Origin of the sequence: Streptomyces sp. NBC_00258 (assembly GCF_036182465.1) — a bacterium.
Classification (GTDB): domain Bacteria; phylum Actinomycetota; class Actinomycetes; order Streptomycetales; family Streptomycetaceae; genus Streptomyces.
The window spans coordinates 5,083,246-5,105,484 of sequence record NZ_CP108081.1; the positions used below are offsets into that span (position 1 = coordinate 5,083,246).

The 22,239-nt window shown below is 69.8% G+C and carries 19 protein-coding genes; 11 read left to right on the plus strand and 8 right to left on the minus strand.

Annotation, left to right across the window (positions count from 1 at the left end):
• Positions 1 to 33: 33 nt before the first annotated feature.
• Positions 34 to 447, minus strand: coding sequence for a hypothetical protein (locus OG718_RS22565; protein ID WP_328845022.1), 414 nt, complete (start codon positions 445 to 447; stop codon positions 34 to 36).
• A 469-nt stretch (positions 448 to 916) separates the two neighbouring features.
• Here OG718_RS22565 and OG718_RS22570 point away from each other — a divergent pair, with 469 nt between their 5' ends.
• The gene (locus OG718_RS22570) at positions 917 to 1,507 is read left to right on the plus strand and encodes a TIGR04222 domain-containing membrane protein (RefSeq protein ID WP_328845023.1); all 591 of its coding nucleotides are present in this window, start codon (positions 917 to 919) and stop codon (positions 1,505 to 1,507) included.
• A gap of 91 nt (positions 1,508 to 1,598) precedes the next feature.
• Positions 1,599 to 2,057, plus strand: coding sequence for a DUF4291 domain-containing protein (locus tag OG718_RS22575; RefSeq protein WP_443055135.1), 459 nt, complete (start codon positions 1,599 to 1,601; stop codon positions 2,055 to 2,057).
• A gap of 13 nt (positions 2,058 to 2,070) precedes the next feature.
• Here OG718_RS22575 and OG718_RS22580 read toward each other — a convergent pair whose 3' ends face one another.
• Both OG718_RS22580 and OG718_RS22585 read right to left on the minus strand, forming a co-directional pair.
• Positions 2,071 to 2,475 carry a DUF5958 family protein gene (locus OG718_RS22580; RefSeq protein WP_143636810.1) on the minus strand — a complete coding sequence of 135 codons (405 nt, stop codon included), beginning with the start codon at positions 2,473 to 2,475 and terminating at the stop codon, positions 2,071 to 2,073.
• A gap of 195 nt (positions 2,476 to 2,670) precedes the next feature.
• A complete protein-coding gene (locus OG718_RS22585) occupies positions 2,671 to 4,083 on the minus strand; it encodes a hypothetical protein (RefSeq protein ID WP_328845024.1) in 1,413 nt (470 codons plus the stop codon).
• 581 nt (positions 4,084 to 4,664) lie between these two features.
• Here OG718_RS22585 and OG718_RS22590 point away from each other — a divergent pair.
• The 4 genes from OG718_RS22590 (at position 4,665) to OG718_RS22605 (ending at position 8,484) form a co-directional block, all read left to right on the plus strand.
• Complete coding sequence (locus tag OG718_RS22590) at positions 4,665 to 5,201, plus strand: hypothetical protein (protein ID WP_143636811.1); 537 nt, start codon at positions 4,665 to 4,667, stop codon at positions 5,199 to 5,201.
• Positions 5,202 to 5,579: 378 nt separating this feature from the next.
• Positions 5,580 to 6,500 carry a DUF5829 family protein gene (locus OG718_RS22595; protein WP_328847807.1) on the plus strand — a complete coding sequence of 307 codons (921 nt, stop codon included), beginning with the start codon at positions 5,580 to 5,582 and terminating at the stop codon, positions 6,498 to 6,500.
• 458 nt (positions 6,501 to 6,958) lie between these two features.
• Complete coding sequence (locus OG718_RS22600) at positions 6,959 to 7,336, plus strand: hypothetical protein (RefSeq protein WP_328845025.1); 378 nt, start codon at positions 6,959 to 6,961, stop codon at positions 7,334 to 7,336.
• Between the two features lie 155 nt (positions 7,337 to 7,491).
• A complete protein-coding gene (locus tag OG718_RS22605; protein ID WP_328845026.1) occupies positions 7,492 to 8,484 on the plus strand; it encodes an LLM class flavin-dependent oxidoreductase in 993 nt (330 codons plus the stop codon).
• A 21-nt stretch (positions 8,485 to 8,505) separates the two neighbouring features.
• Here OG718_RS22605 and OG718_RS22610 read toward each other — a convergent pair whose 3' ends face one another.
• Complete coding sequence (locus OG718_RS22610; protein WP_328845027.1) at positions 8,506 to 9,699, minus strand: FAD-dependent monooxygenase; 1,194 nt, start codon at positions 9,697 to 9,699, stop codon at positions 8,506 to 8,508.
• Between the two features lie 431 nt (positions 9,700 to 10,130).
• On the opposite strand from OG718_RS22610, the gene OG718_RS22615 reads away from it, so the two are divergent.
• A complete protein-coding gene (locus tag OG718_RS22615) occupies positions 10,131 to 11,726 on the plus strand; it encodes a protein kinase domain-containing protein (RefSeq protein WP_328845028.1) in 1,596 nt (531 codons plus the stop codon).
• Positions 11,727 to 11,820: 94 nt separating this feature from the next.
• Here OG718_RS22615 and OG718_RS22620 read toward each other — a convergent pair whose 3' ends face one another.
• Complete coding sequence (locus tag OG718_RS22620) at positions 11,821 to 12,210, minus strand: VOC family protein (RefSeq protein WP_143636816.1); 390 nt, start codon at positions 12,208 to 12,210, stop codon at positions 11,821 to 11,823.
• 224 nt (positions 12,211 to 12,434) lie between these two features.
• Here OG718_RS22620 and OG718_RS22625 point away from each other — a divergent pair, with 224 nt between their 5' ends.
• The 3 genes from OG718_RS22625 to OG718_RS22635 are packed head-to-tail and all read left to right on the plus strand — an operon-like array spanning position 12,435 to position 15,595.
• On the plus strand, positions 12,435 to 13,457 hold the full coding sequence (locus OG718_RS22625) for an ABC transporter substrate-binding protein (protein ID WP_143636929.1): 1,023 nt from the start codon (positions 12,435 to 12,437) through the stop codon (positions 13,455 to 13,457).
• A 12-nt stretch (positions 13,458 to 13,469) separates the two neighbouring features.
• Complete coding sequence (locus OG718_RS22630) at positions 13,470 to 14,474, plus strand: FecCD family ABC transporter permease (protein WP_328845029.1); 1,005 nt, start codon at positions 13,470 to 13,472, stop codon at positions 14,472 to 14,474.
• A complete protein-coding gene (locus tag OG718_RS22635; RefSeq protein WP_328845030.1) occupies positions 14,471 to 15,595 on the plus strand; it encodes a FecCD family ABC transporter permease in 1,125 nt (374 codons plus the stop codon). Before OG718_RS22630 ends, OG718_RS22635 begins: the two co-directional genes overlap by 4 nt.
• Positions 15,596 to 15,658: 63 nt before the next feature.
• On the opposite strand, the gene OG718_RS22640 is transcribed toward OG718_RS22635, so the two are convergent.
• The gene (locus OG718_RS22640; RefSeq protein ID WP_143636819.1) at positions 15,659 to 16,699 is read right to left on the minus strand and encodes an NAD(P)-dependent alcohol dehydrogenase; all 1,041 of its coding nucleotides are present in this window, start codon (positions 16,697 to 16,699) and stop codon (positions 15,659 to 15,661) included.
• Positions 16,700 to 16,872: 173 nt separating this feature from the next.
• Here OG718_RS22640 and OG718_RS22645 point away from each other — a divergent pair, with 173 nt between their 5' ends.
• Positions 16,873 to 17,811, plus strand: coding sequence for a helix-turn-helix transcriptional regulator (locus tag OG718_RS22645; RefSeq protein ID WP_143636820.1), 939 nt, complete (start codon positions 16,873 to 16,875; stop codon positions 17,809 to 17,811).
• 157 nt (positions 17,812 to 17,968) lie between these two features.
• Here the strand turns inward: OG718_RS22645 and OG718_RS22650 are convergent, their stop codons facing one another.
• Together OG718_RS22650 and OG718_RS22655 are read right to left on the minus strand one after the other, a co-directional pair.
• Entirely contained in the window at positions 17,969 to 18,739 is a 771-nt protein-coding gene (locus OG718_RS22650) for a group II truncated hemoglobin (RefSeq protein ID WP_143636821.1), read from the minus strand.
• A 123-nt stretch (positions 18,740 to 18,862) separates the two neighbouring features.
• Positions 18,863 to 22,126 (minus strand): S8 family peptidase, encoded by a 3,264-nt coding sequence (locus tag OG718_RS22655; RefSeq protein ID WP_443055349.1) that lies wholly within the window; start codon positions 22,124 to 22,126, stop codon positions 18,863 to 18,865.
• Positions 22,127 to 22,239 lie beyond the last annotated feature (113 nt).

A 22,239-nucleotide genomic window follows, 5' to 3' on the forward strand; every position in this document is an offset into this window, starting at 1 on the left:
AAGATCGAAAGCAGTGAGCAGTTCGCGGTTGCGCTACCAGACCAGTCGCCCCCGGCTGCCGGCCACGGGCGCGGCCAGCCTCGACTGCAGGGGTACAGCCGTGGAGCGCACGGCCGCTGCGAGGAGGGTCTCACGGGTGAGCTCCGCTGCAGTCAGGGGCATTTGCCGGGAACCTCGGGCGGCGGTCCTGCGGCGACGCTCCCTCCTCGACTCAGGATCCAGCCTGCGCACCACACCGGCCAATGCCGTGACACCCATCAGCAGACCGCCGAGAAAGGTCATGACCCAGGCGAAGCCACCGGCCTCCGTGCCGTCCTGAAACCCCTCGAAGTAGCCCACCGCCACACCCGGGGCCGCAATGAGGAGGCCCACGACACCGACCCGCAGCAGCCACTTCTCGGGAGCAGTGACCGGGCCCACGGGTGGCACGCCCCGGCGATCGGCCATGTCTCTCCTGATCTCATGCGTTGTGCATCAGACATCAGACACGTGAGTCCACCGGACAGTTGTACAGCCTCTCGTGCGTTCCCTGCCCGGGCGGCGCGGGGTGACATATCTGTGGATGCCAGAAGGGCACGGAGGTTTGTGGACCCGGCTTGACATGGGTCTCACTGTCCTGCCCCGTCTACTCCTGAGGCCTCGCCAGGCCCTGGCCGCTCGGTCCGGTACCGCTGGTGGTCCTGACTATCCTCAAGTGCTACGTGCCCAATGCTGACAGGACTTGATCTTCTCCGGAGGGCGGCCAGGCGCGTTCGTCGTGCTCCGTGCTCTCGTTACCCGACCGGAAAGCTCAACTGTTGCTCTGAAGTGGCAGGGGACAGGGTTGTGCGATCTTCTGCCCGGTGACACTGCAGGCAGGCGAGGTGTCCGAAGGGGGATCGGTATGGGAATTGGGTTTCGGCGGTCCGCTTCGGCGATGGAGGAGCCCTGGGTCCTGGACGCCTACGACGTCGCCTTCCTGGCAGGCGGGGCACAGAGGGTGGTGGAGAGCGCGATGATCGCGCTGTCCGATTGCGGCCTGCTGAAGCTCAGCGGTCCACGAGTGCGGGCCGTGGGTGCCGTGGGTGAGGCGCTGCCTCAGCACCCGGTCGAGTGTGCCCTGATCGCCTCGTGCCCGCGCAGCAGGAGCGCCGCCTCTGTACTCGCAGTTTTGCAACGCTCTCCAGAGGTGCAGGAGATCGCCCGCCGACTTGCTGCGCGGAGCCTGGTGACGGGGTCTCGGCGCCGGCTGACGCGGCTGGGCAGACGGCAACTGCGGGCGGCCGAACGAGGCGAGGGGCTGCCGGACTACGTCTTCGGTGGTCCCGCTGTCCTCCCGGACGGCCTGGTCAGGCGCGGCGTCGTCAGCGCGCGGCCGGTCCCGTCCGGTCTGGGCCGGGCGCTGATCCGCATGGGCAAGGCCCTGGATCACGACTCCGACTCCGGTTCCGGTTCCGGTTCCGGTTCCGACTCGGACGCCGGCTCGGGCGGCGCCTTCAGCTGTGGTGGTGGGAGCGGCAGTCACTGAGGCCTCACACGCCGGGCCTGGGGCGAGGTGCTGCCACACGGGCGACGCATCGAGGAGATGGGACTGCAGCGTATGAGGCTGTGAACGCGGCTTGACCTGGATCAAGCCGTCCTTCCTGTGGATGATGTACCGCTGTGGCTGGGGCACGAAAGCAGGGCAGGAAACCGTTCTGGCAGTCGAGATCACACGCGACGGCTTCGAGTGGGCGCTGCGCAACGCGTGCCTGTCGAGCTACGTGCGTGGGGTGCACCCCGACCGTGCCGCCTGGCAGCGTCAGCTGAAGCACGCACCCACTCGCATCCAGTGGGACCCGGAGCGCGACCTCTGTCTGCACGCCCTGCCGTACCGCTCCCTGCAACTCGGTCTCTCCGGTGAAGCCGTACGACGCTACGCGGACGATTGGACGGTCAGCATCAGCGATGTGACGCCGCTCGCCCACGAGATCCACGCGCTCGTCGGCAACGGCGACCTCGAATCGGCGGCACGGCTGCTGCCCGAGGAACGTCCCTACCCTGCCCCGGAAGAACTGCCGGCCCACGTACGTCCGTGACCACGACCAGCGGTCACCCAAGGGCCGTTGGGCCCTCGCCCCGATGAGCGACCAGCTGATGCCACGCATGGCTGCATCCGCCGACGCAGTAACGATCGCGTCGACGCGTGTCGGCAATGGCGAACAGGGCAACCAGCAGGGGAAACGCCCGGGCTCGGTCGTAGGGCGGCAGTTGCGACATGTTCAACCGCCAGCGGGTCAGCATCACGGCCGGTGTGTAGGTCGGGCGTATCCCGGAGCGCGCGATCGCCTCTTCGGCATCCGTCTCCACGGCACGTGCCTGGACGCAGAACTGCACCAACTCCGTCAGGACAAGACGCTGTTCGTCCTCCGCTAGAGCGGCAAACCATGAGGCGCCTTCGGCCATGGGCCGAATCCCCTGCGCAAGCTCGTTGAGAACGACCTGACGCTCATGCACTCTCTCCGCCCCCTCCGGCAGGACAACGCGTAAGCCCTCGCCCTCCCCGATCGAACCAGGACGCACCTCTTGAGCCGAGGAATATCGCAGACGAGCCTGGAACCGGCCACTCACGCCATGCTGCGACCACCCCTCCCGCAAAGGGACCGGCAGGCGCAATCGACCGACCCGCAGCCCGAGAGGGGTCCGTCCGCGTCAGCGGGGGATGCCGGCCTCGTCCAGGTGTTGGTGCATGGCTTCCGCGGGAAGGCTCGGGTTGCTGAGGGCCTGGGAAGAGGTCTTCGGGTTTCCGCAGCTTTCGAGGATGAGATCGACCGGCAGTGCGGGGTGCCCGGCTGCCATGGTGCGTACAAGATCGTCGGAGTCTGTGAGCAACCGGACCAAGACGTCGACGGGCGCTTCGGGGTCCAGACCGACCAGCCGTCGTTTCGCCGGATCCGGGTCGTCGGCGAAGCGTTGCCCGTTGCCCGCGCGCGGGAAGTTCGGGTGGCCCTGCAGAGCGCCCTTGGTGATGACCTTGCAGTCCAGATAGGTCTGGAGCACCACCTCGCCGTCGACGGTCGGCTGGTTCTCGCACAGCAGGAGTCGTACGGGGTGGTCGTCGTCCTTCGAGAGCAGGTCGATGGCGTCGGCAGGCAGGTGCGGGCTGTAGGTGGCGCTGCGCCGTAGGAGCGTGTTGGCCGACTTGGCGCATTGACGCAGGACGTCGGGATCGGAGCAGAGGCGAACCCATTCGACGGGGTGGAGCCGGTCGGACGGGCCGATGGTGACGCCGATGGCTGCGCGTTCCGTCTCCGTCAGCTCGGGGCGTACCGATACCGCGAGCCGGACGCCGTGCGCGTCGTCGTCCGCCAACGACCGGACGATGTCGATGGGGACGTGGAGGTTGGCCGCCAGCTCCCGCCGGTCCGCCTCATCGGTGCTTGCCGCGAGCTGTTCGGCGGTCGCTGTGCTCATGGCGCCGCAACGGATCACCTTCCGTCTGTCGAGGCTGTCCAGGCTGCCGGATTCCGCGGCGAGAAGAAGGTCCGTGCAGGCCGCGTCTTCACGGGAGGCCTCGATCATGGCCGCCTGGCGGACCTTGTCCTCGGCGTCGTTGAGCAGACGGCTCCGGGTGTACTCGGACAGCAGGGCCCACTCACGGCAGGCCGCCTGTCGAAGGGCCGCGTCCTGGTGGTCGGCGAGCCCGGCGACCAGGCTCGGAGCCGTGTCGTGGCAGAAGGCCGCGCTTCGGCGGACCTTCGGTTCCGGATCGGCGAGCAGACGCTGCTGAGTGGACAGGGGCAGTGGTGGCGTGGGGATGCGGAACCAGTTGGGTCCGATGGCCAGCCCGAGGCGGACGTATGGATCGGGATCGTCCACGAGCCTGGCGCGTTGTTCCGCCGGTACCGAGATGTTCTCAGTGAGCAGAGCCCGCACTCTGCGGTCGGGGTGCGCGACGATGGCGTCGACCACCTCGTCCGGCAGAGCGCGCCAGGCGAACGCGTTCCGGGCCGCTTTGGCTTCCTCGCACAGCAGCCTGGTCAGGACGTCGGCCGGCGCCGCAGGATTTCGCGAGATCGCCGCGATCGCCGCGATCGTCTCGCGGTGACCGCAGTCTTCACACACGGTGGGCCTCCCTGTTCGCCAACGGCCGTCGCGGGCCCGCAGATTGTGCGCACGGCACGTGTACGAGGTCAACGTCGGTGATCATGCCCTGCCGCGCATCCGGAGACTGGCGAGCGGCTTTCCGGGGCGGTCCGAGGTCCGGATCGGTGCGGCTTTCGACGGTGCTGCACCGTCGGCGATCGAAGCACGGTGGAGCTGCCGGGCAGCTCGCTGAAGGCTGCCCCGCGTATCGTCGCCGGGCCCAGAGCCAGGCACCCCGCCCTGCCCCGTAGTTGACCCGGCAGGTGACCCGTTGGTGACCAGACAGGTCACCCGACCGTGCGCCGGCCCTTCGAACGTCCGCCGACGACCAACTGGGCAACCTGCCTCTGTGACTGGGCAGTTCGCCGAAGACGCGGCTGGATCAGTCGGGGCACATGTCAGCAGACCGTCACGCTGAGCAGTACGAAGGCCGAGGCCTGCCTCTGCAGCGGGGGACGGACTACGATCCCGCCATGCCGATCACGGGTGGGAATCTGGCGCGCGCCTACCGGGCTTTCGACCGCGCTCTCGGAGGGCAACAACCTCCGACTGGACCGCAGATGTCCGTAGCGAGGCGGCCACTCGTCGTCGGGCTTGCGGCAGGGGTCGTCCTGTGGGGGCTCTTCATCCCCGTCTTCGAGGGCGCCGTACTGCCGGCGTTGGGAGTGGGTGTACTGCTCGGCGGATTCTTCGGGCTGCTCGCACTGATCGAGAGAGGCCGCCAGCGCCGTCTCGTACGCCGGGGAGTCTGGGACGGTGTCCATGCCCACCCGCTGGGCTGGACGCGAGCCATGGCCAAGCGGCGGATCCACGGCGAGAACCTACGGCCCCTGTGTCAGGTTCTGGCGCACTTCGCCGAGCACGACTTCGGGGACTCCGAATGGGAGGTCGTCGAGGCCGCCGTGCCGGGAACGGACATCGAGCACGATGCTTGGTACAGCCACCGGCTGGTCGGCCGACGCACGTTCACCGTGCGGATCGCGGCAATCCCGGATTCGAGAGACGTCTTCGTCGAGATCTACGGGGTGCTGGGGGGCCGCGGAAAGTTCCTGATCGCGGGGGTGCTGCATGTATTCGGCAAGTACCGGGTGAGCTGATCTTCTGACGGGCCCGCACTACGGCGTGGTCGAAGACCGGCCCCGCCCGTGGGTCCCATGGCAGCACAGGTTCGGCGGGACAGGCGCTTCCCGCCCGCACGGATGACACGGGTCGTGGACCGGCCACCGCGTCTACGGCCGGGAGGCCAGGGGCCAGGGGCCAGGGGCCAGGGGCGATGGTCAGGGGCCAGGAGGCGATGGTCGGAGCGCCTCATGGCGACCCCCGTTTCGTCCATCGGGTGCCATGACCCGATGCCAGGAAAGCAGCGCGGTCGCCACAGGTCACGCTTCAGTCAATTCGGCCTCGTTCGAAATGAACAGCGCCCGCGTACTCCCCGACCTACGATCCCTCGCATGCTGATTCGCCGGACATTACGGATGATCATCGTGCTCGCTGTCGCCCTCGCCGGTGCGGTCGGGGGTGGTGTGGGGACGGCGCAAGCGGAGGGGAGCCCGTCGTCGCACGATCGGCAGTTGCTGTTCTACAACCACTCCTACGGTGTCCTCGACCGGGAGACAGCCGACGCCATCGAGCACTCCGACTACCTGCGGGACTTCGCCAACTTCCAGGTCCGTACGACGACCGGTACCGGCGGAGAGACCTGGACCGGCCGCTATCTGATGGGCCGCGAGACCTACGTCGAACTGTTCGGAGTCGGCGACATCGCCGGTCAGGACGGCACCCTCGGCTCCGCCGGTCTCGGCCTCTCGACCGAGCGTGCGGGCGACCTGGCGACGGTCACCGAGCGGCTGAAGGACGAGGGCGTCGCCGACCCCGTCGAGTTCCTCCAGACGCGCGACTTCGGTGACGGTGTCCCCGTGCCGTGGTTCGACGCCATCCTCACCACCACCGAGTACGACGCCTTCGGGGCCTGGGCGATGGAGTACCGCCCGGAGTACTTCGCCGACCCACGCGGCAAGACCGAGCCGGCGAGCTTCCCCGGTGACGTCGGCCGGGAGCGCTACCTGTCCGACGACTACCGCACCCACCTGATGCGTGACGTGACCTCCGTCCACCTCGCGGTCACCGAGGGCGACCTCGCCGACAACGTACCGCTGCTGCGGGTCGGCGGGTTCGCCGTCCGGACCGTGGCGGACGGTGGCGTCGTCGCGTCGCGTGGCGGCACCACGATCCGGTTCGACGCCGTCCCGCGCGACCAGGCAGGGCTGCAGCGGGTCGAGTTCTCGCTCAACCGGCCCGTGAAGGACCGGCACGTGGAGCAGATCGGCCTCTCGACCCTCGCCGTCGGCCCGGGCAGCCGCGCCGTCTGGACGTTCGCCGCCAACGGCACCAAGTAGCCGGCAGGCGGTGGGCAGGGGGCGCCCTTGACCAGGGCGCCCCCGCTCCCGCCCGGAACTCGCCCCAGGCCGCTTCGGACAGAACTTGAATCTCACGTTCCCCTCAGCGTTTTCGCTGCGATCTTGATTGCCGACGTGACGCGCTGCAAGATCAGGTGATCGCGAGCGGGGCCACCGCAACCGTTCCCCCCGCTCGCCCGGCCAGGGGGACTGCTATACGAATTTCAAGAACGGCATCGCTGCTGATTGCACCAGGTCTCGCAATGGCAGTGTTGGCGCTTGCAGTTGCCTGCGGGTCCGATCGGACGGACGTCGCAAGTCCTCCGGCACCCGCTACGCCCAGCACGACGGCGCCCGCCGCTTCTCCCAGCTCCGAACAGGACTCAGCCCCGCATTCAGACTCGGACCCGCACTCGGACCTGCACTCGGACTCCAACCCCGTGAAGTCCCCACCCGAGTTGGACGACTCCGAGACCGTCGCCGGCCGTCAGGGTGAGACCCGTGGGAGCGGCACATTCGAGTTCGGTGAAGGTGAGAAAGGTGATGCCCTGATCATCGCCGTCCGGTGCCGGGGCAAAGGGGAGATCAAGGTCTCCGTGAAGCCGGTGAACGTCGGCTTCCCGCTGGAGTGCGTCGATGGCGAAGCAAGCACCACCACAAGCACCACCTACAACCGGATCGGCGTCGCGGGAGTGGAGAAGAAGGGCACCGTCTCGGTTCTGGCGCCCTCGTCGGTGTGGTGGTCCATGACGATCGGACGCGGCGAGCCCGCACAAGCCCCTGAGTCCGGGCCTGAGTCTGAGTCTGAGTCTGAGTCTTCAGGCGGAACGGAGTAATACCGCACTCGCCACTCCAACCGACCACCCGCGGTATCCGACCCGCGGTTTCTGGCCAGCAGCACCGGCCGACCCCGCCCGGGGTCTCCGCCACGCCCGATCCGCCGTACGCGCAAAGGGAATTGGCGACTGCGGACGATTTCTATACTGACCGAATGATCACCGTTCCGCTCAGCGCGCTCGAAGTGGCCATGGTCCAGACGGGCACTCCGGCCGAGGACACGTTGGGAGACACCACCGAGTTCGCCCGACACGTCGACGACCTCGGCTATCTGCGGCTCTGGTACGCCGAGCATCACCATTCCCCGGCCATCGGAGCGTTCCCGCCCGTCGTACTGGCCGCCCACGCGGCCGCGTTGACGGCGTCCATCCGTCTCGGCTCCGGCGGCGTTCTCGCTCCGAACCACGCCCCGATCATGCTGGCGGAGCAGTTCGGCACGCTGGCCGCGCTGCACGGGGGCCGGATCGACCTGGGCATCGGCCGTGGCCCGGGTACCTTCGACGAGGCCACGGCGCGGGCCCTGCGCCGCGGGGCCGGTCCGACGACGGACGACGAATATCGCGACGACGTGTCATCGACCCTGCGCTTCCTGGTGGACGAGGTCGGGCTGGACCCGCTCCCGGAGCCATGGCTGCTGTCCTCCAGCACGGCCGGTGCCGCGCTCGCCGCGGAACTCGGACTGCCGATCGCCTTCGCCCATCACATCCGTCCCGACAACACCCTGGCCGCGCTCGCCCACTACCGCGAGCACTTCACCCCCTCCCGCTGGTGCGCGAGCCCGCGCGTGCTGGTCTGCGTGGAAACGGTGTGCGCCGAGACTGACGAGGAGGCGGCCCGACTCGTCGGCCCGATGGACGTCATCAAGGTCGGACTCCTCAAGGGACAAGGCGGCATCCCCTTCCCCACGCCCGAGGCGGCAGCGGCCCACTCGTTCACCGCGGAAGAGTCGAAGGCCCTGGCAGGCTTCCGCGCCCACCAGGCACAGGGCTCGCCAGAGACCGTTGCGAAGCAGCTGACGGAGGTGGTGGACCTGACCGGCGCGGACGAACTCATGCTCGTAACGCCCGTCTACGCGCTGGCCGACCGGCTGCGGTCGTACGAACTCGTCAAGGAGCACGTCGTGATGCCGCCGACGACGACGGCCTAGCCCCGCGACGGCGCCCGTTCTTCAAGGACGTCGGTCGTCAAGGACGTCCACCGCCCATCCCGTCGCCTGGGGCAGGAAGACGTGCTCGTCCGCGTACGCCGACATGCGGGCGTTCCGTGCCTGGGCCTCGGGACCGTCCGGCAGGTGGAAGTCGTCGCCCGCCCGCGCGGAGGCGGCCTGCATGCACGTGGCGGTGGCCAGGCGCCGGCGTACGTACCGGTCGAGCGCGTCGGGGACCTCGGCCGGCGTCGCATCCGCGAGGGCGTCGCCGAGTACGGCCGCGTCCATGATCGCCTGAGCCGCCCCCTGGGCCTGGAACGGCACCATCGCGTGGGCGCTGTCGCCCAACAGGGTCACCCGGCCGACGTTCCACCGCGCGAGCGGCACCCGCGTATGGATGCCGTAGCGGAACATCTGCCCGGCGCGTTCGAGGACGCTCAGCACCCGGGAGTCCCACCCGTCGAACTCGCGCAGTTGCTCTCCCGGTTCCGCCCGAGCGGTCCACGACTCCGTCGCCGCGTGCGCCTCCGCCTCCGCCTCCGCCGTGAAGACGGCCACGACGTTGAGCAGTTCCCCTCGACGCACCCAGTAGTGGACGAAGTGACGGCCCGGACCGAGCCAGAGGCCGAGGTCGGGCAGGCCCAGATCGGCCACCTCGTCGGCCGGGAGCAGCGCCCGGTAGGCGATGGTCCTCGAGAAGACCGCCTCGTCCGGGCCGAACAGCCACCGGCGGGCCGCCGACCGTATCCCGTCGGCGGCCACGACCAGGTCCGCCCGCAGGCGCTCGCCGCTCGCCGTGGTCACACGGGCGGACTCCTCGTCCTGGTCGATGCCCACGACCACGGTGTTCAGACGCACCGACGAGGGCGGCACCGCGGCGACCAGGGCCTGATGCAGATCGGCCCGGTGGAGCAGCAGATAGGGCGCCCCGAAGGCGTCCTCGGCCGCACGTCCCAGCGCGTAACGGCAGATCTCGGCCCCGTCGGACCAGGTGCGGAAGCTCACGTGGGAGGGGCGGGCGGCCTGCGCGGCGACCGCGTCGAGGAGGCCCAGCCGGCGCAGCAGGCGCGTGGCGTTGGGCGCGAGCTGGATCCCGGCACCGATCTCGGTGAACCGGGCCGCCTGCTCGACCAGCGTGACCTCATGACCGGCCCGGCGCAGGCTCAGCGTCGCCGCCAGTCCCCCGACACCCGCTCCCACGACGATCGCTCGCATGCCACGCCCCCATGACGATCGCTCAACTGCCACGACCTCGCTTCGGCACGATCGCGCACCCAAGTACCCGGCCGTCGGCCCGGGCAGGCTACCGAACACAACTCCCCGGCCGTACGGGGCATTTCGGCCCACATTCCGCGCTGCGGGCAGCGGGCAGCGAGCGGATCAGGAGATCGCCGAGGTGACCGAGAAGGCCGAGGCGGCCACCCCGGCATCGTGGGCCGCCCCTAGGCCGCACCGGACGGCAGACCTGCCACTCCACGCCACGGCACTCCACGCCACAGACTCGGCACAATCGCGGCACAGACCCGGCCCAAGACGTGTGCCCGGTCACCTCCGCGCGCCCCGCCAACTACGCTGCTCCTCGATTCAACTACCAGACCGCTACGCGTTGTTGGAGCGGCGAGGCCGATTCCCGGGGTGCAGCTTTCATGAAGAACCTTCAGCCTTCGGATCCGTCGTCCATCGGCGGCTACCCGTTGTTGAGCCGCCTCGGAGCGGGAGGCATGGGGCAGGTGTTCCTGTCCCGTACGCCGTCCGGGCGTCTGCTGGCGCTGAAGACGATCCGTGAGGACCTCAGCAGTGATCCGGGGTTCGAGGAGCGGTTCGCGCGCGAGATACGCAACAGCGACCGGGTGCGCTCGCCGTGGACCGTGACCGTCGTGGACTACAGCCCTGCGGGTCAGCGTCCGCAGTGGCTGGCCACCGAGTACGTACCGGCGCCGTCGCTCGACGAATGGGTCGCGCGCCACGGCCCGCTGCCGGAGGCCGCGGTCCTCTCGCTCGCCGCCGAACTGTGCGGCGCGCTGCAGTCGGTGCACCAGGCCGACCTCACGCACCGGGACGTGAAACCGGGCAACGTCCTGCTGGCACGCGACCGCCCGCGGCTGATCGACTTCGGCATCGCGCGGGCCGCCGACGACCCCCGGCACACCCAGGTCGGCGGAGTTCTCGGTTCGCCCGGATTCCTCGCACCGGACCAGGCCGTCGGTGGCGTACCGGCCGAGCCCGCCGACGTGTTCTCGCTGGCCGCGGTCCTGGTGTACGCGGCCACCGGCCACGGGCCGTTCGCGCGCCCGCAGGAGAACGTGGCCATGGCCGCCCTGGTCTACCGGGCCGTCCACGAGGCGCCCGACCTCCAGGGCGTTCCGCCGACCCTGGTCCCCGTACTCGCCTCATGTCTGGCCAAGGCCCCGGCCGACCGCCCGACCGCGGCCGAGCTGGGCAAACGCCTGGAGCAGATCGGCGCCCGTACCGGCCACTGGCCGGACGTCCGTCCTCCGGCCCTCGCCACGGAACTGGCGGCGCACGAGCAGCCGACGCACACCCTCGTCGACCCGCGGCCCGACCTCCCGCCCGATCTGCGACCCGACCTTCGGCCCGGCTCGCAGCCCGACCCGCGGCACCAACAGCGGACCCGGCCCTTCATGGCTCCCGGCCCCGAGCACCCGGTCGCCGGGCAGACGCAGGACAGCACCGTCCTGGCTGTCCCGGGCACGCCCGAAGGACGCCGTCGCCCCCTCTGGCTGGTCGTCGCCGTCACCGCGGCGGCCGCCGTCGCCGTGACTGCCGTCTCGGTCGCCGCGTACGCCGGTATGCGCGGCTCCGGTTCCGATGCGTCGGACGGCTCCTCCGGCGGCACGAAGACACGGCCCTCGGCGTCGGCGTCGGCGTCGGCCACGAAGCCGGCGAACCCGGTACGCAGGATCCTCCAGGCCGTGTACGACCTGGGCGTCGGAGAGTCCGTGCAGACCAACAAGACGAAGCTGGTCATGCAGCGGGACGGCAACCTCGTGATCACCGACAAGAAGGACCGCCCGCTCTGGGCCGCCATGACGTCCGGCACCGGCAACACCGCCCGCTTCCAGGACGACGGCAATCTGGTCGTCCACAACAGCGCCGGAAAACCCGTGTGGGCCTCGCAGACGTTCGGCCACCCGGGAGCGGTCCTGGTCCTCCAGGCCGACGGCAACGTCGTGATCAAGTCCGGCGACGCGGTGCTGTGGGCGGCGAGGACCGTCCACTAGCCAGTGGTCCAACAGCCGACGGTTCGACAGTCGACGGCCGACAGCCGTCCGGCCCACCGGTGCGGTCGGCCGGCCGATCCGCCGCCGATGTCGCCTACTCCTGGCTCCCGCTCCCATAAGGCCGGGTGAGAATCTCCAGGTTGTGGCCGTTCGGGTCGTCGAAGTACGTGCCGCGACCGCCGTCGTTCGTGTTGATCTCTTCGACGTGGCGGTGGAAGGGGTCCGCCCAGTAGGTCAGACCCGCGTCCCGGATGCGGGCGAAGATCGTGTCGAAGTCGGCCTCCGAGACCAGGAACGCGTAGTGCTGGGGCGGGATGGGCCCGGTCGCGTCCATGTAGTCGAGGGTCACGCCGTTGGGGATCCTGACCGGGATGAACGGGCCGTACTGCGGGCTCACCTCCAGGCCCAGGATGCCGGCGAGGAACCGGGCCGAGGTCTTCTTGTCGTGGGCGGCGACGATCGTGTGGTTCAGCTCGACGGTCATCGTGCGTACCTCCTTGGCGCGTTGCTCGTCGTCGGTCCTGCTGGATCACTCATCACCGGCGACCGTTTCCTGCCCTTTTCCGCGTATCCCTTCCACGCTAGGCGCCCCCGCGGCAGGTGCGCAGCCCCGGAAGTGGCCACTCCGGAACGCGGGATAAGGTAAGCCTTGCCTTATAGATCGAAAAATCGGAGCGAGTCGTGCGCACATCGGGATTGAAAGCCGTCATGGCCGTGTCCGTGGTCGGCGGGCTGATGGCCGGATGCGCGTCGTCGGAGAGCGGCAGGAGCGGCGAGGGCGGCGGCAAGAGCGACCGCAACCTCGTCGCCGGCGCCTCCAAGGGCCCCTCCGCCGCCCCGAGCGCCCTCGCCGACGGCATGGGTACGAAGGCGGCTGACGGCGAGTTCCCCCGTACCGTCGGCCACTTCAAGGGCAGGACGGAGATCGGGGCCGCGCCGAAGCGGATAGCCGTGCTCAGCACCGGGCAGCTGGACGACCTGCTCACCCTGGGAGTCGTGCCGGCCGCCACGACCCGCGCCGACAACGCCGGACTCGTACCCGGCTACCTCGCCGACGCCTTCCCCCGGTACAAGAAGCAGCTCGCGAAGATGACCGACGCGGGGACCAGGGCCGCGCCCAACCTCGAAACGCTGGCCACCGCCAAGCCAGACCTCATCCTCGCCAACGACTCGCTCGGCGACCTCTACCCCAAGCTTTCGAAGATCGCCCCGACCGTGATCACCGCGGGCAACGGCATCAACTGGAAGCGGGACCTGCTGCTCGTCGGCGACGCCGTCGGCAAGGGCGAGCAGGCGCAGAAGCTCCTCGACGAGCACGCGGACGAGGCAGCCGCGGCGGGCACGAAGGCCGACGGGCAGAACACCAGCGTGTCCATGGTGCGGTTCACGCCGGACCGGACCCGGATGTTCGGGATCTCCTCCTTCACCGGGTCGATCGCCGTCGACATGGGGCTCGGACGGCCCAAGTCCCAGCAGTTCAACGCCATTTCGGAGGACATCGGCGCCGAGAGCATCGATGTCGCGGACGGCGACTGGATCTTCTACTCCGTGCAGGGTGCCCAGGACAGGACCGACGCCGGGAGCGTCCTCGCCGGACCGCTCTGGAAGTCGATGAAGGCCGTCGAGGCCGGGCACGCCGTCGAGGTCGACGACGACCCCTGGTACCTCAACGCGGGTCCCACGGCGGCCGGCCTGGTCGTGAAGCAGCTCACCGCGTCACTCGCCAAGTAGGTCCGCGAGCACGTGACCACGCGCACCGCGACCGTACGCACCTCCTGGCTGGCGGTCGCCCTCCTCCTCACCCTCGTCGCGGTGGCCCTCAGCCTTGCCGTCGGCACCCGGCCGGTGCCGCTGTCCGCCGTGCTCGACGCTCTGCTGCACGGCGGCGGCTCGCGGGACGCTCTGGTCGTACGGTCGCTGCGGCTGCCCCGGACCGCCGTCGGGCTCACCGCGGGGGCCGCGCTCGGTGTCGCGGGGGCGGCGTTGCAGGCCGTCACCCGCAATCCGCTGGCCGACCCGGGGATCCTCGGGCTGAGCCAGGGGGCCGCGGCCGGCGTGGTGTTCGCGATCGCGGGCGGGCTGGCGAACGGCTTCGGCGGCTACGTCTGGTTCGCCTTCGTGGGCGCCGTCGTCGCCGCCTGTCTGGTGTACGCCGTCGCCTCGCGCGGCCGGGGCGGCGCCTCGCCGGTCAAGCTCGCGCTCGCCGGGACCGCGCTGTCCGCGATGGTCGGCGGGGCCACCACCGTGGTCCTGACGTCGAGTTCGGCGACGCTGGACCAGTTCAGGTTCTGGCAGGTGGGCGCGCTCAGCGGGCGCGACACGGGGACGGTCGGGCAGATGCTGCCCTTCCTCGTCGCGGGCGCGCTGCTGGTGCTCGGCTGCGCACGCGGTCTGGACGCGCTCGCCCTCGGCGACGACACCGCGCGTGCGCTGGGGCACAAGGTCCAGCTCGTACGGGTCTGCGCGGCACTCGGCGCGACCGTCCTGACCGCCGCCGCGGTGGCCGCCGCCGGGCCGATCGCCTTCATAGGGCTCGCCGTACCGCACCTCGCCCGCCGCCTCGTCTCGGGCGGCCACCGTTGGACCCTGCCGCTCTCCGCCCTGCTCGGGGCGGCCCTGCTGCTCGCGGCGGACGTGGCGGGCCGGGTGGTCCGCGCGCCCGCGGAGGTACCGGCGGGAGTGATGACGGCCCTCGTGGGCGTGCCGGTCCTGGTCGTGCTCGTACGCCGGAAGGGAGCAGCTTCATGACGACGGCATCCCCGCGCCCGTCCGAGCAGGCGACACCCCCAAGGCCGTCCCCGGACCCCGGCTACCCCCACTCGGCGGGCCTCTCCGTACTCCGCCGCCGCTCCTTCTCACTGCTCCTGCACCGCCGCTCGGCGGTGGTCGTCGCCGTACTGCTGCTGCTCCTGGCCGGCGTCATGGTGCTCTCGGCGTGCGTCGGGCAGGCGTACGTGTCGCCGGGCGAGGTCTGGCGGGTCCTGCGCGGCCACGGCGGCCCGTACGACCTGATCGTCGGGGAGCTGCGGGTCCCGCGGATCGTGCTCGGCGCGCTGGTCGGCGCCGCGTACGGGCTCTCCGGGGCACTCGTGCAGACCGTGACCCGCAATCCGCTGGCCAGCCCGGACGTCATCGGCGTCGGCCACGGGGCGGCCGCCGCCACGGTCCTGGCGCTCGCCACCGGTACGGTCGCCTCCCCCGGCGCGCTCCCGGCGGTCTCCGTCGCGGGCGGGCTCGGTGCCGCTGCGCTCGTGTACGTACTGGCCTGGCGGCACGGTATGCAGCCCAGCCGGTTCGTGCTGACCGGGGTCGGCATCGGCGTGGCCCTCTCCGCGATCGTCCAGCTGTACCTCACGGAGAGCGAGCTTGCCGCGGCCGAGCAGGTCAAGCTGTGGCTGACCGGCAGCCTCAACGGTCGCGGCTGGGAACAGGCGGGCCCTCTCGCCTGGGTACTTCTCCTCTCCCTGCCCGCCCTGGTGTGGGCGAACCGGGCCCTGCGACCGCTCGGCCTGGACCCCGACACGGCCGCCGCGCTGGGTGTACGCGTACACCGGACCCAGCTCGCCCTGACGGTCCTGGGCGTAGTCCTCGCGGCAACGGCCACAGGAGCGGCGGGCCCGATCGGCTTCATCGCCCTCACGGCCCCCCAACTGGCCCGCCGCCTGACTCGCACCCCCCAACTCCCCCTGGCGACCTCGGCATTGACGGGTGCGGTCGTCCTGATCACGGCCGACCTGGCGGCCCGCACGCTGATGCCCCCACTGGAAATCCCAGTGGGGGCACTGACGGCGCTGGTGGGCGGCCCGTACTTGCTATGGCTGCTGGCGGGCGGAAAGGGCCGAGGGCAGGGGCGCAGCCCCGCCCTTTAGGGGCGCGGGGAACTGCGCGACAAGCCACAACGAACCCGCAGCCGAACCCCGCCCCCAGTGGAACTAAATGGTCGCGGCGTCGATCACGAACCGGTACCGCACATCGCTGTTCAGCACCCGCTCGTACGCCTCGTTGATCTCACTCGCACTGATCAGCTCGATCTCCGCGCCGAACCCGTGCTCGGCACAGAAGTCCAGCATCTCCTGGGTCTCCTGAATGCCACCGATCCCGGACCCGGCAAGGGTCTTACGGCCACCGATCACCGAGAAGAGGTTCAGGGAGACCGGCTCCTCGGGAGCGCCCACGTTCACGAAGGCGCCGTCCGTCTTGAGGAGGGACAGGAAGGTGTCCAGGTCCAGCGGGGCGGACACCGTCGAAAGGATCAGGTCGAAGGAACCGCGCAGCTCCTCGAAGGTCTTCGGGTCGCTGGTCGCGTAGTAGTGGTCGGCGCCCAGCTTCAGCCCGTCGTCCTTCTTGCGCAGGGACTGCGAGAGAACGGTCACCTCGGCACCGAGGGCGTGCGCGATCTTGACGCCCATGTGGCCGAGACCGCCCATGCCGAGGACGGCGACCTTCTTGCCGGGGCCGGCGTTCCAGTGCTTGAGCGGGGAGTACGTGGTGATGCCGGCGCACAGCAGCGGCGCGGCCTCGTCGAGGGCCAGGCCCTCGGGGATACGGACGGTGAAGGCCTCGTCGACGACGATGTGCGTCGAGTAGCCGCCGTAGGTGACCTCGCCGTCCTTGCCGACGGCGTTGTACGTGCCGACGTTGCCCTGGGTGCAGTACTGCTCCAGGCCCGCCTTGCAGTTCTCGCACTCGCGGCAGGAGTCGACCATGCAGCCCACGCCCACGCGGTCGCCGACGGCGAACTTGGTGACGCCCGGGCCGACCTCGGTGACGATTCCGGCGATCTCGTGGCCGGGGACCATCGGGAAGATGGCCTCGCCCCAGCCCTCGCGGGCCTGGTGGATGTCGGAGTGACAGATGCCGGCGAACTTGATGTCGATCAGAACGTCGTGCTCGCCGACCGGGCGACGCTCGATGGTGGTGCGCTCCAGCGGAGCCTTGGCGGCGGGAGCGGCGTATGCGGCGACAGTGGTCATGCCGGGGGTTCTCCTAAGGAGGGGTTCTGCGCCCGGCCTGCCTTCCGGCCGGGCACGGCCTCCAGCCTGCTCCTCGTCCGGGAAGTCACCCAGACCACGGCTTTGCGTACGTTCGCTGGTCCTACTACTGATGGGGGCAGGTTCGTATGCGTACGACCGTGAATACTGGACGTATGGATGAACAGCCCTCTCAGGAGTCCGCGGGGCGGTCGGGACAGGCGGGGCAGGGGCCCGGGCGGCCGCTGGACCGGCGTGCCGAGCTCAGCGAGTTCCTGCGCACGCGCCGTGCCCGGCTGAAGCCGGAGGACGTGGGGCTCCCGGACTTCGGGCGGCATCGCCGGGTGCCCGGGCTGCGCCGCGAGGAGCTGGCGCAGCTGGCCGGGGTGTCCGTGGCGTACTACACACGCCTTGAGCAGGGCAATGGGCGGAACGTGTCCGCGGAGGTGCTCGACTCGATCGCGCGCGCTCTGCGGCTGACGGGGGCCGAGCACGCGCATCTCACGCATCTCGCGAAGCCGAAGCAGCACAAGAAGAAGCCGTCGGTCCGGCCGCAGCAGGTGCGGGTCGCTCTGCGGGAGCTGATCGACACCCTCGACGGTGTGCCCGCGTATGTCGTGGGTCGGCGGTCGGAGATCCTCGTCTGGAACCGGATGGCCGCGGCCGTCTTCGGGGACTGGTCGGAGGTGCCGCCGCAGGAGCGGAACTGGGCGCGGATGGTGTTTCTCAAGCCCGAGTATCGCGAGCTGTTCGTGGAGTGGGATCAGAAGGCGTCCGACATGGTGAGTTTTCTGCGGATGGACGCGGGGTGCCACCCCGACGATCCGCGTCTGTCCGCCCTCGTGGGCGAGCTCTCCGTGAAGAGCGAGGAGTTCCGTCGGCTCTGGGCGACGCACGACGTCAAGGAGAAGAGCCATGGCGTCAAGCGGCTGCACCATCCGCTCGTCGGTGAGCTGACCCTCTCCTTCGAGTCCTTCCGGCTCGTCGACGACGACGAACAGTCGATGATCACCTACCACGCCGAGCCCGGTTCCCCCTCCGCCGAAGCCCTCCGCCTCCTGGCCAGCTGGGGCACGGACGCGACCCGCGCGGGCACGTCGACGCCGCAGGCGTAATCCCCTGGGGGCCGACGCCCCCGGACCCCCACTGCAACTCAGCCTCTCCGGCGTTTGAGGAGCGGGGGTTCGGGGGCGGAGCCCCTGAGTCAGGGACGGGAATGGGTAGGGGCGGCGGGGGCGAAGAAAACCCCGGACTGCCCCGGACTGAACGACGTCAGCCCTGGTACGGCGGAGCCGAACCCCACGTCCACTTGGGAACCGGCTGCTCCGCCGGAGGCACCGCGTCGGGCCCGGAGAAGTACACGGCAAGCCGAGTCCCCCACTCCGCGTACGCCACGAACGCGGAACGGAACTCGGCGTCGGAGGGGAGCCCGGCGTCGTCCGCCGCGTCCTGAAGCAGGTTCACCCACCTCCGCCGCTGCACCTCCGTGATCCCCTTCCCGAGATGCTTCGCGACCATGTGCCCGTGCCCGCCCTGCGTCTCGGAGTAACCGGCCGGCCCCCCGAACACCTCCCCGAGCCACAGCGCGACATGCGACGCGTGCTCCGGAGCGAGGCCCTCGAAGACGGGCGCCAGGACGTCGTCCTTGAGGACCTTGTCGTAGAAGACCTCGGTGAGCCGGTCGAAGGCCTCGGCACCCCCCGCCCAGACGTACAGCGTCGGCACGGACGCCCCCGTACCCCGTACCGTCGTCGGTTTGTAGTGCCGCATCTCCTCGATGGAGCTGATGTACGGCCGGATCTCGGCCAGGAATTCCTCGAAGAGCTCCGACTTGCGGAAGCCCTCGATGTGGTCCTCGGTGGAGGTCCAGGTGATGCGGAGCACGAAGTGCTCGAAGTCCTCCTCGCAGCGCGCCAGTTCGTAGTCGACACACTGCGGGGCCGCGGCGAGCTGGGCGGCGGCCCGGGTGTAGGCGGCGAGGAACTCCGCCGACTGCTGCTCGGGAATGCGGTACCGGATGTACTCAACGGTGTGCGCTGTCATGCCTCCACACAAACACGGACGGCCCGCGGAAGCTGTACTTCCGACGGGCCGTTCGCATCAGTCAGCGTTCAGCGAACCACAGGACCGACCACGAGAATCGGCCCGAAGGCCGATCCCCACGGCTCACTTCCCGTAGTACGCGTTGTAGATCGAGATCGTCGACTTGTTGTTCTTCTTGTCGGTGATCTTCGCGTGGAACGAGATGCCCTTGCCCTTGGCCGGGTTCGTCACGCCGATCTTGCCGTTCTTGACGGTGACCTTCTTCCAGGTCTGGCCGTAGTCGTACGACACGTACACCGACAGCGACTTGAGGTTCTTGCCGGCGGCCGAGCCCTGGACGGTCACCGGGACGGAGGCCTTCTTGCCTGCCGGGACCTTGCTGTCCAGTCCGACGGCCGCGTTGAAGCGGACCGAGGAGGTGGGCAGCGCGGCGCTGGAGACCTTCTTGGAGCGGAAGGTCCAGCTGGCGTCGATGCGGGTGGAGGCCGCCGCGACCTTGACGCTCCGCTTGACCGAGGTGGTCAGCTTGTACGAGGCCTCACCGGCCGGGACCTTGAAGACTCCCTCGCCGAACAGCGGGTCCGCGTTCGAGCCGACCTTGGTGCCGTTGCGGTAGAGCGTCGTGGTGACCGCCGAGAAGAGCGAGGAGCCGGCGTGCGTCTTGCCGTCGGCGAACAGCGGCACGTAGCCGTAGATCTCGTTGCCCTCGCGCTGGATGCCGAAGCCGGAGCCGACGCGCGGACCGAAGACCGCCGTGTTGTAGATCTTCTCGTAGCTCTTGCCCGCCTTGAAGGTCTGGGCGCTGCCGAGCGTGTAGTAGGCCTCGGTGATCGGGAAGCCGTCGGGGTCGATCCCGCCGTGCTGCTCGAAGTCCTGCTCCCACTTCACGCCGTTCGCGGTGGTGACATGCACCTTCCGCGTGCTGGGCAGGGTCTGCGGGAAACCGATCGAGGAGGCGCTGAAGCTTCCGGGCAGCCAGCCGGTGGTGTTGACCGCGCCCTTCTTGCCGCTCGTCGAGGCACCCAGGCCGACCTTCAGGGTGGCCAGTTCGCTCGCCTTGTAGTGCTTGGTGTAGCCGGTGGCGAGCTTCTTCACCTTGCCGCCCGCGACGGTGTTGTACTCCTCAGCGTCCTTGGCCCAGTGACCGCCCCACTGCTGGAACAGCGAACCGTCGGTGATCTCCGGACCGGCGTGCGCGGTACGGAAGTTGGCGTACGTGTCCAGCCACCAGCCGAACCCGTAGGCGTTGTTGCCCACCTCCACCATGTAGTCCGGCGACGCGAACTCCGACTTGACGGCCGTGTCGGGCACGGTGACGTCCACCGGCTTCGCGGTCCGCGCGTCGACCGTGATCGTGGCGTTCTTGGTGATGCTCAGCTTCGGCTGGGCCACCCAGTCGGCACCCTTGGTGAAGTCCTCCGGGTCGACGAAGAACGCCGAGTTGAGGATGAATCCGCCCTTGGGCACCCGGACCTTGACCGTGCCGGACTCGTCGTACGGCGAGAACCACTTCTCCGCGGCCATGCCGGAGACACCGGTCAGGCTGGCGTCGTAGTACTTCGCCGGGTTGCCGTCACGGTCGATCATCTTGAGCGTGACGTCGTACGACTCCACCTCGCGCTGCACCGCCGCCGCCGTGCGCACGCTCTGGCCGCCGCCGGTCGCCGTCACGTAAGCGGAGTAGCCGCCGTCGAGCGTGCCGCCCAGCTTGGTGTTGACCGTGAGGTCGGCGGAGGCCGTGCCGCCCGCCGGGACGGTCAGCGTCTTGGCGCCGAGCGTGAAGAAGCCGGCCGGAGCGGCCTGGCCCTTCGGGTTGGTGGCCGTCGCGGAGAGGCTCAGCGTGACGTCGGCCGTGCCGAGGTTCTTGTACGTGATCTTCTCGGTGACCGGGGTGTCGTCGGTGTGCGGCCACTGCTGGAGGCCGAAGCTCACGGACGACGGGTCGGCGATCACGGTCTGCTTGATGGCCTTGTCGACCTGGATACGGCCCGAACCCTGCTGGAACGGCGTGTACTTGCCGCCCTTGGTGGAGCCGGTCAGCGCGGCCTTGAGCTCGGTGTACTTCCAGTCCGGGTGCTGCTGCTTGAGGATCGCGGCGGCGCCCGCCACATGCGGGGTCGCCATCGACGTACCCGAGATGGTGACGTAGCCGGCGGGGTTCTCGCCGACCTCCTGGGCGATGATGCTGCCCTTGGCCGAGGCTGCGGTGGTGTCCACGCCGGGTGCGGTCACGTCGGGCTTGATGGCGCCGTCGAGGCCGGGTCCGGTGCTGGAGAACTCGGCCAGCTTGTCGCTGTCGTCGACGGCACCGACGGTGAGCGCGGCGGCCGCGCTGCCCGGGGAGCCGACCGTCTGCTCGCCGAACTCGCCGGAGTTGCCGGCGGCTATCGCGAACAGGATGCCCTTCTCCTTGGACAGCTTGTTGACCTGGGCCTCCAGCGGGTCCACCTCGGGGGTGTCGCCGCCGCCCAGACTGAGGTTCACGACGTCGGCGCCCTGCTCGGCCGCCCAGTCCATGCCGGCGAGGATGCCGGAGTCGTCGCCGTAACCGTTGTCGTCGAGCACCTTGCCGTTGAGCACCTGGGCACCCGGTGCGACGCCCTTGTACTTGCCCGCGGACTTGGCGCCCGTACCTGCCGCGATGGACGCGACGTGCGTGCCGTGGCCGTACTTGTCGGTCGCGTCGGGAGCGGTGGAGAAGTTCTTCTCGGCGACGACCTGGTCCTTGAGGTCCGGGTGGGTCGTGTCCACACCGGTGTCAAGGACGGCGATCTTGACGCCCTTGCCGTCGAACCCGGCGGCCCAGGCCTTGTCGGCGCCGATCTGCTTGACGGACTTGTCGAGGCTGGCCTTGCGGACGCCGTCGAGCCACACGTGGGCGATGCCGGACGCGGTCCGAGCGTTGCCGCCCTGCGCGTCGGTGACCGCGGACCAGAGGTCGGTCGCGTCGGCCTTCGGCGTCAGTACCGCGTCCGCGTTCAGCGACTTGAGGGTCCGGCGGACCTTGGTGTCGCCGGCGTCCCGGACGTCGGCCTTCGCCGCCGCGGCCGCGCCGCGGTAGCCGACGATCAGCTTGAGGCCCTGCTTCTGGGCCTTGCGGTTGGCCGACTTGTTGAGCTCGGTGACGTCGAAGAGCCGCTGGTCGAGCTTGCCGGAGGCGATCAGCCGCGCGGCGTCGGCCGGCACGACGAGTGTGTGCCCGCCGGCCGTGCGGATCTGGACGGGTATCCCCTCGCGGCCCTTGGCGCGCTCCAGGCCGACGACGCGGCCCTTGGCGTCGACGACCACACGGTCGCCGGTGATCAGGGTGATGCGGTGCTTGGGCGTGGTCGGCATTGCCGAGTCGGCGGCCGTGGGCCTGGCCTCCGCCGACGCCGGGCTGGTCATGCCCGCCGCCAGTGCCACGGCTGCCGCCGCGGCGATCGTGGCCACGCACGCTCTCTTCACTTGTCTGCGCAAGTCTCCCCCTGGAGATGCAGGTCCGGGATGAATCCCCGTTC

Coding starts and splice junctions, on each gene's coding strand:
- OG718_RS22565 (WP_328845022.1), bottom strand. CDS start 447: ATGGCCGATCGCCGGGGCGTGCCACCCGTGGGCCCGGTCACTGCTCCC.
- OG718_RS22570 (WP_328845023.1), top strand. CDS start 917: ATGGAGGAGCCCTGGGTCCTGGACGCCTACGACGTCGCCTTCCTGGCA.
- OG718_RS22590 (WP_143636811.1), top strand. CDS start 4,665: ATGTCCGTAGCGAGGCGGCCACTCGTCGTCGGGCTTGCGGCAGGGGTC.
- OG718_RS22595 (WP_328847807.1), top strand. CDS start 5,580: ATGATCATCGTGCTCGCTGTCGCCCTCGCCGGTGCGGTCGGGGGTGGT.
- OG718_RS22605 (WP_328845026.1), top strand. CDS start 7,492: ATGATCACCGTTCCGCTCAGCGCGCTCGAAGTGGCCATGGTCCAGACG.
- OG718_RS22610 (WP_328845027.1), bottom strand. CDS start 9,699: ATGCGAGCGATCGTCGTGGGAGCGGGTGTCGGGGGACTGGCGGCGACG.
- OG718_RS22615 (WP_328845028.1), top strand. CDS start 10,131: ATGAAGAACCTTCAGCCTTCGGATCCGTCGTCCATCGGCGGCTACCCG.
- OG718_RS22620 (WP_143636816.1), bottom strand. CDS start 12,210: ATGACCGTCGAGCTGAACCACACGATCGTCGCCGCCCACGACAAGAAG.
- OG718_RS22625 (WP_143636929.1), top strand. CDS start 12,435: ATGGCCGTGTCCGTGGTCGGCGGGCTGATGGCCGGATGCGCGTCGTCG.
- OG718_RS22635 (WP_328845030.1), top strand. CDS start 14,471: ATGACGACGGCATCCCCGCGCCCGTCCGAGCAGGCGACACCCCCAAGG.
- OG718_RS22640 (WP_143636819.1), bottom strand. CDS start 16,699: ATGACCACTGTCGCCGCATACGCCGCTCCCGCCGCCAAGGCTCCGCTG.
- OG718_RS22645 (WP_143636820.1), top strand. CDS start 16,873: ATGGATGAACAGCCCTCTCAGGAGTCCGCGGGGCGGTCGGGACAGGCG.
- OG718_RS22650 (WP_143636821.1), bottom strand. CDS start 18,739: ATGACAGCGCACACCGTTGAGTACATCCGGTACCGCATTCCCGAGCAG.
- OG718_RS22655 (WP_443055349.1), bottom strand. CDS start 22,126: ATGACCAGCCCGGCGTCGGCGGAGGCCAGGCCCACGGCCGCCGACTCG.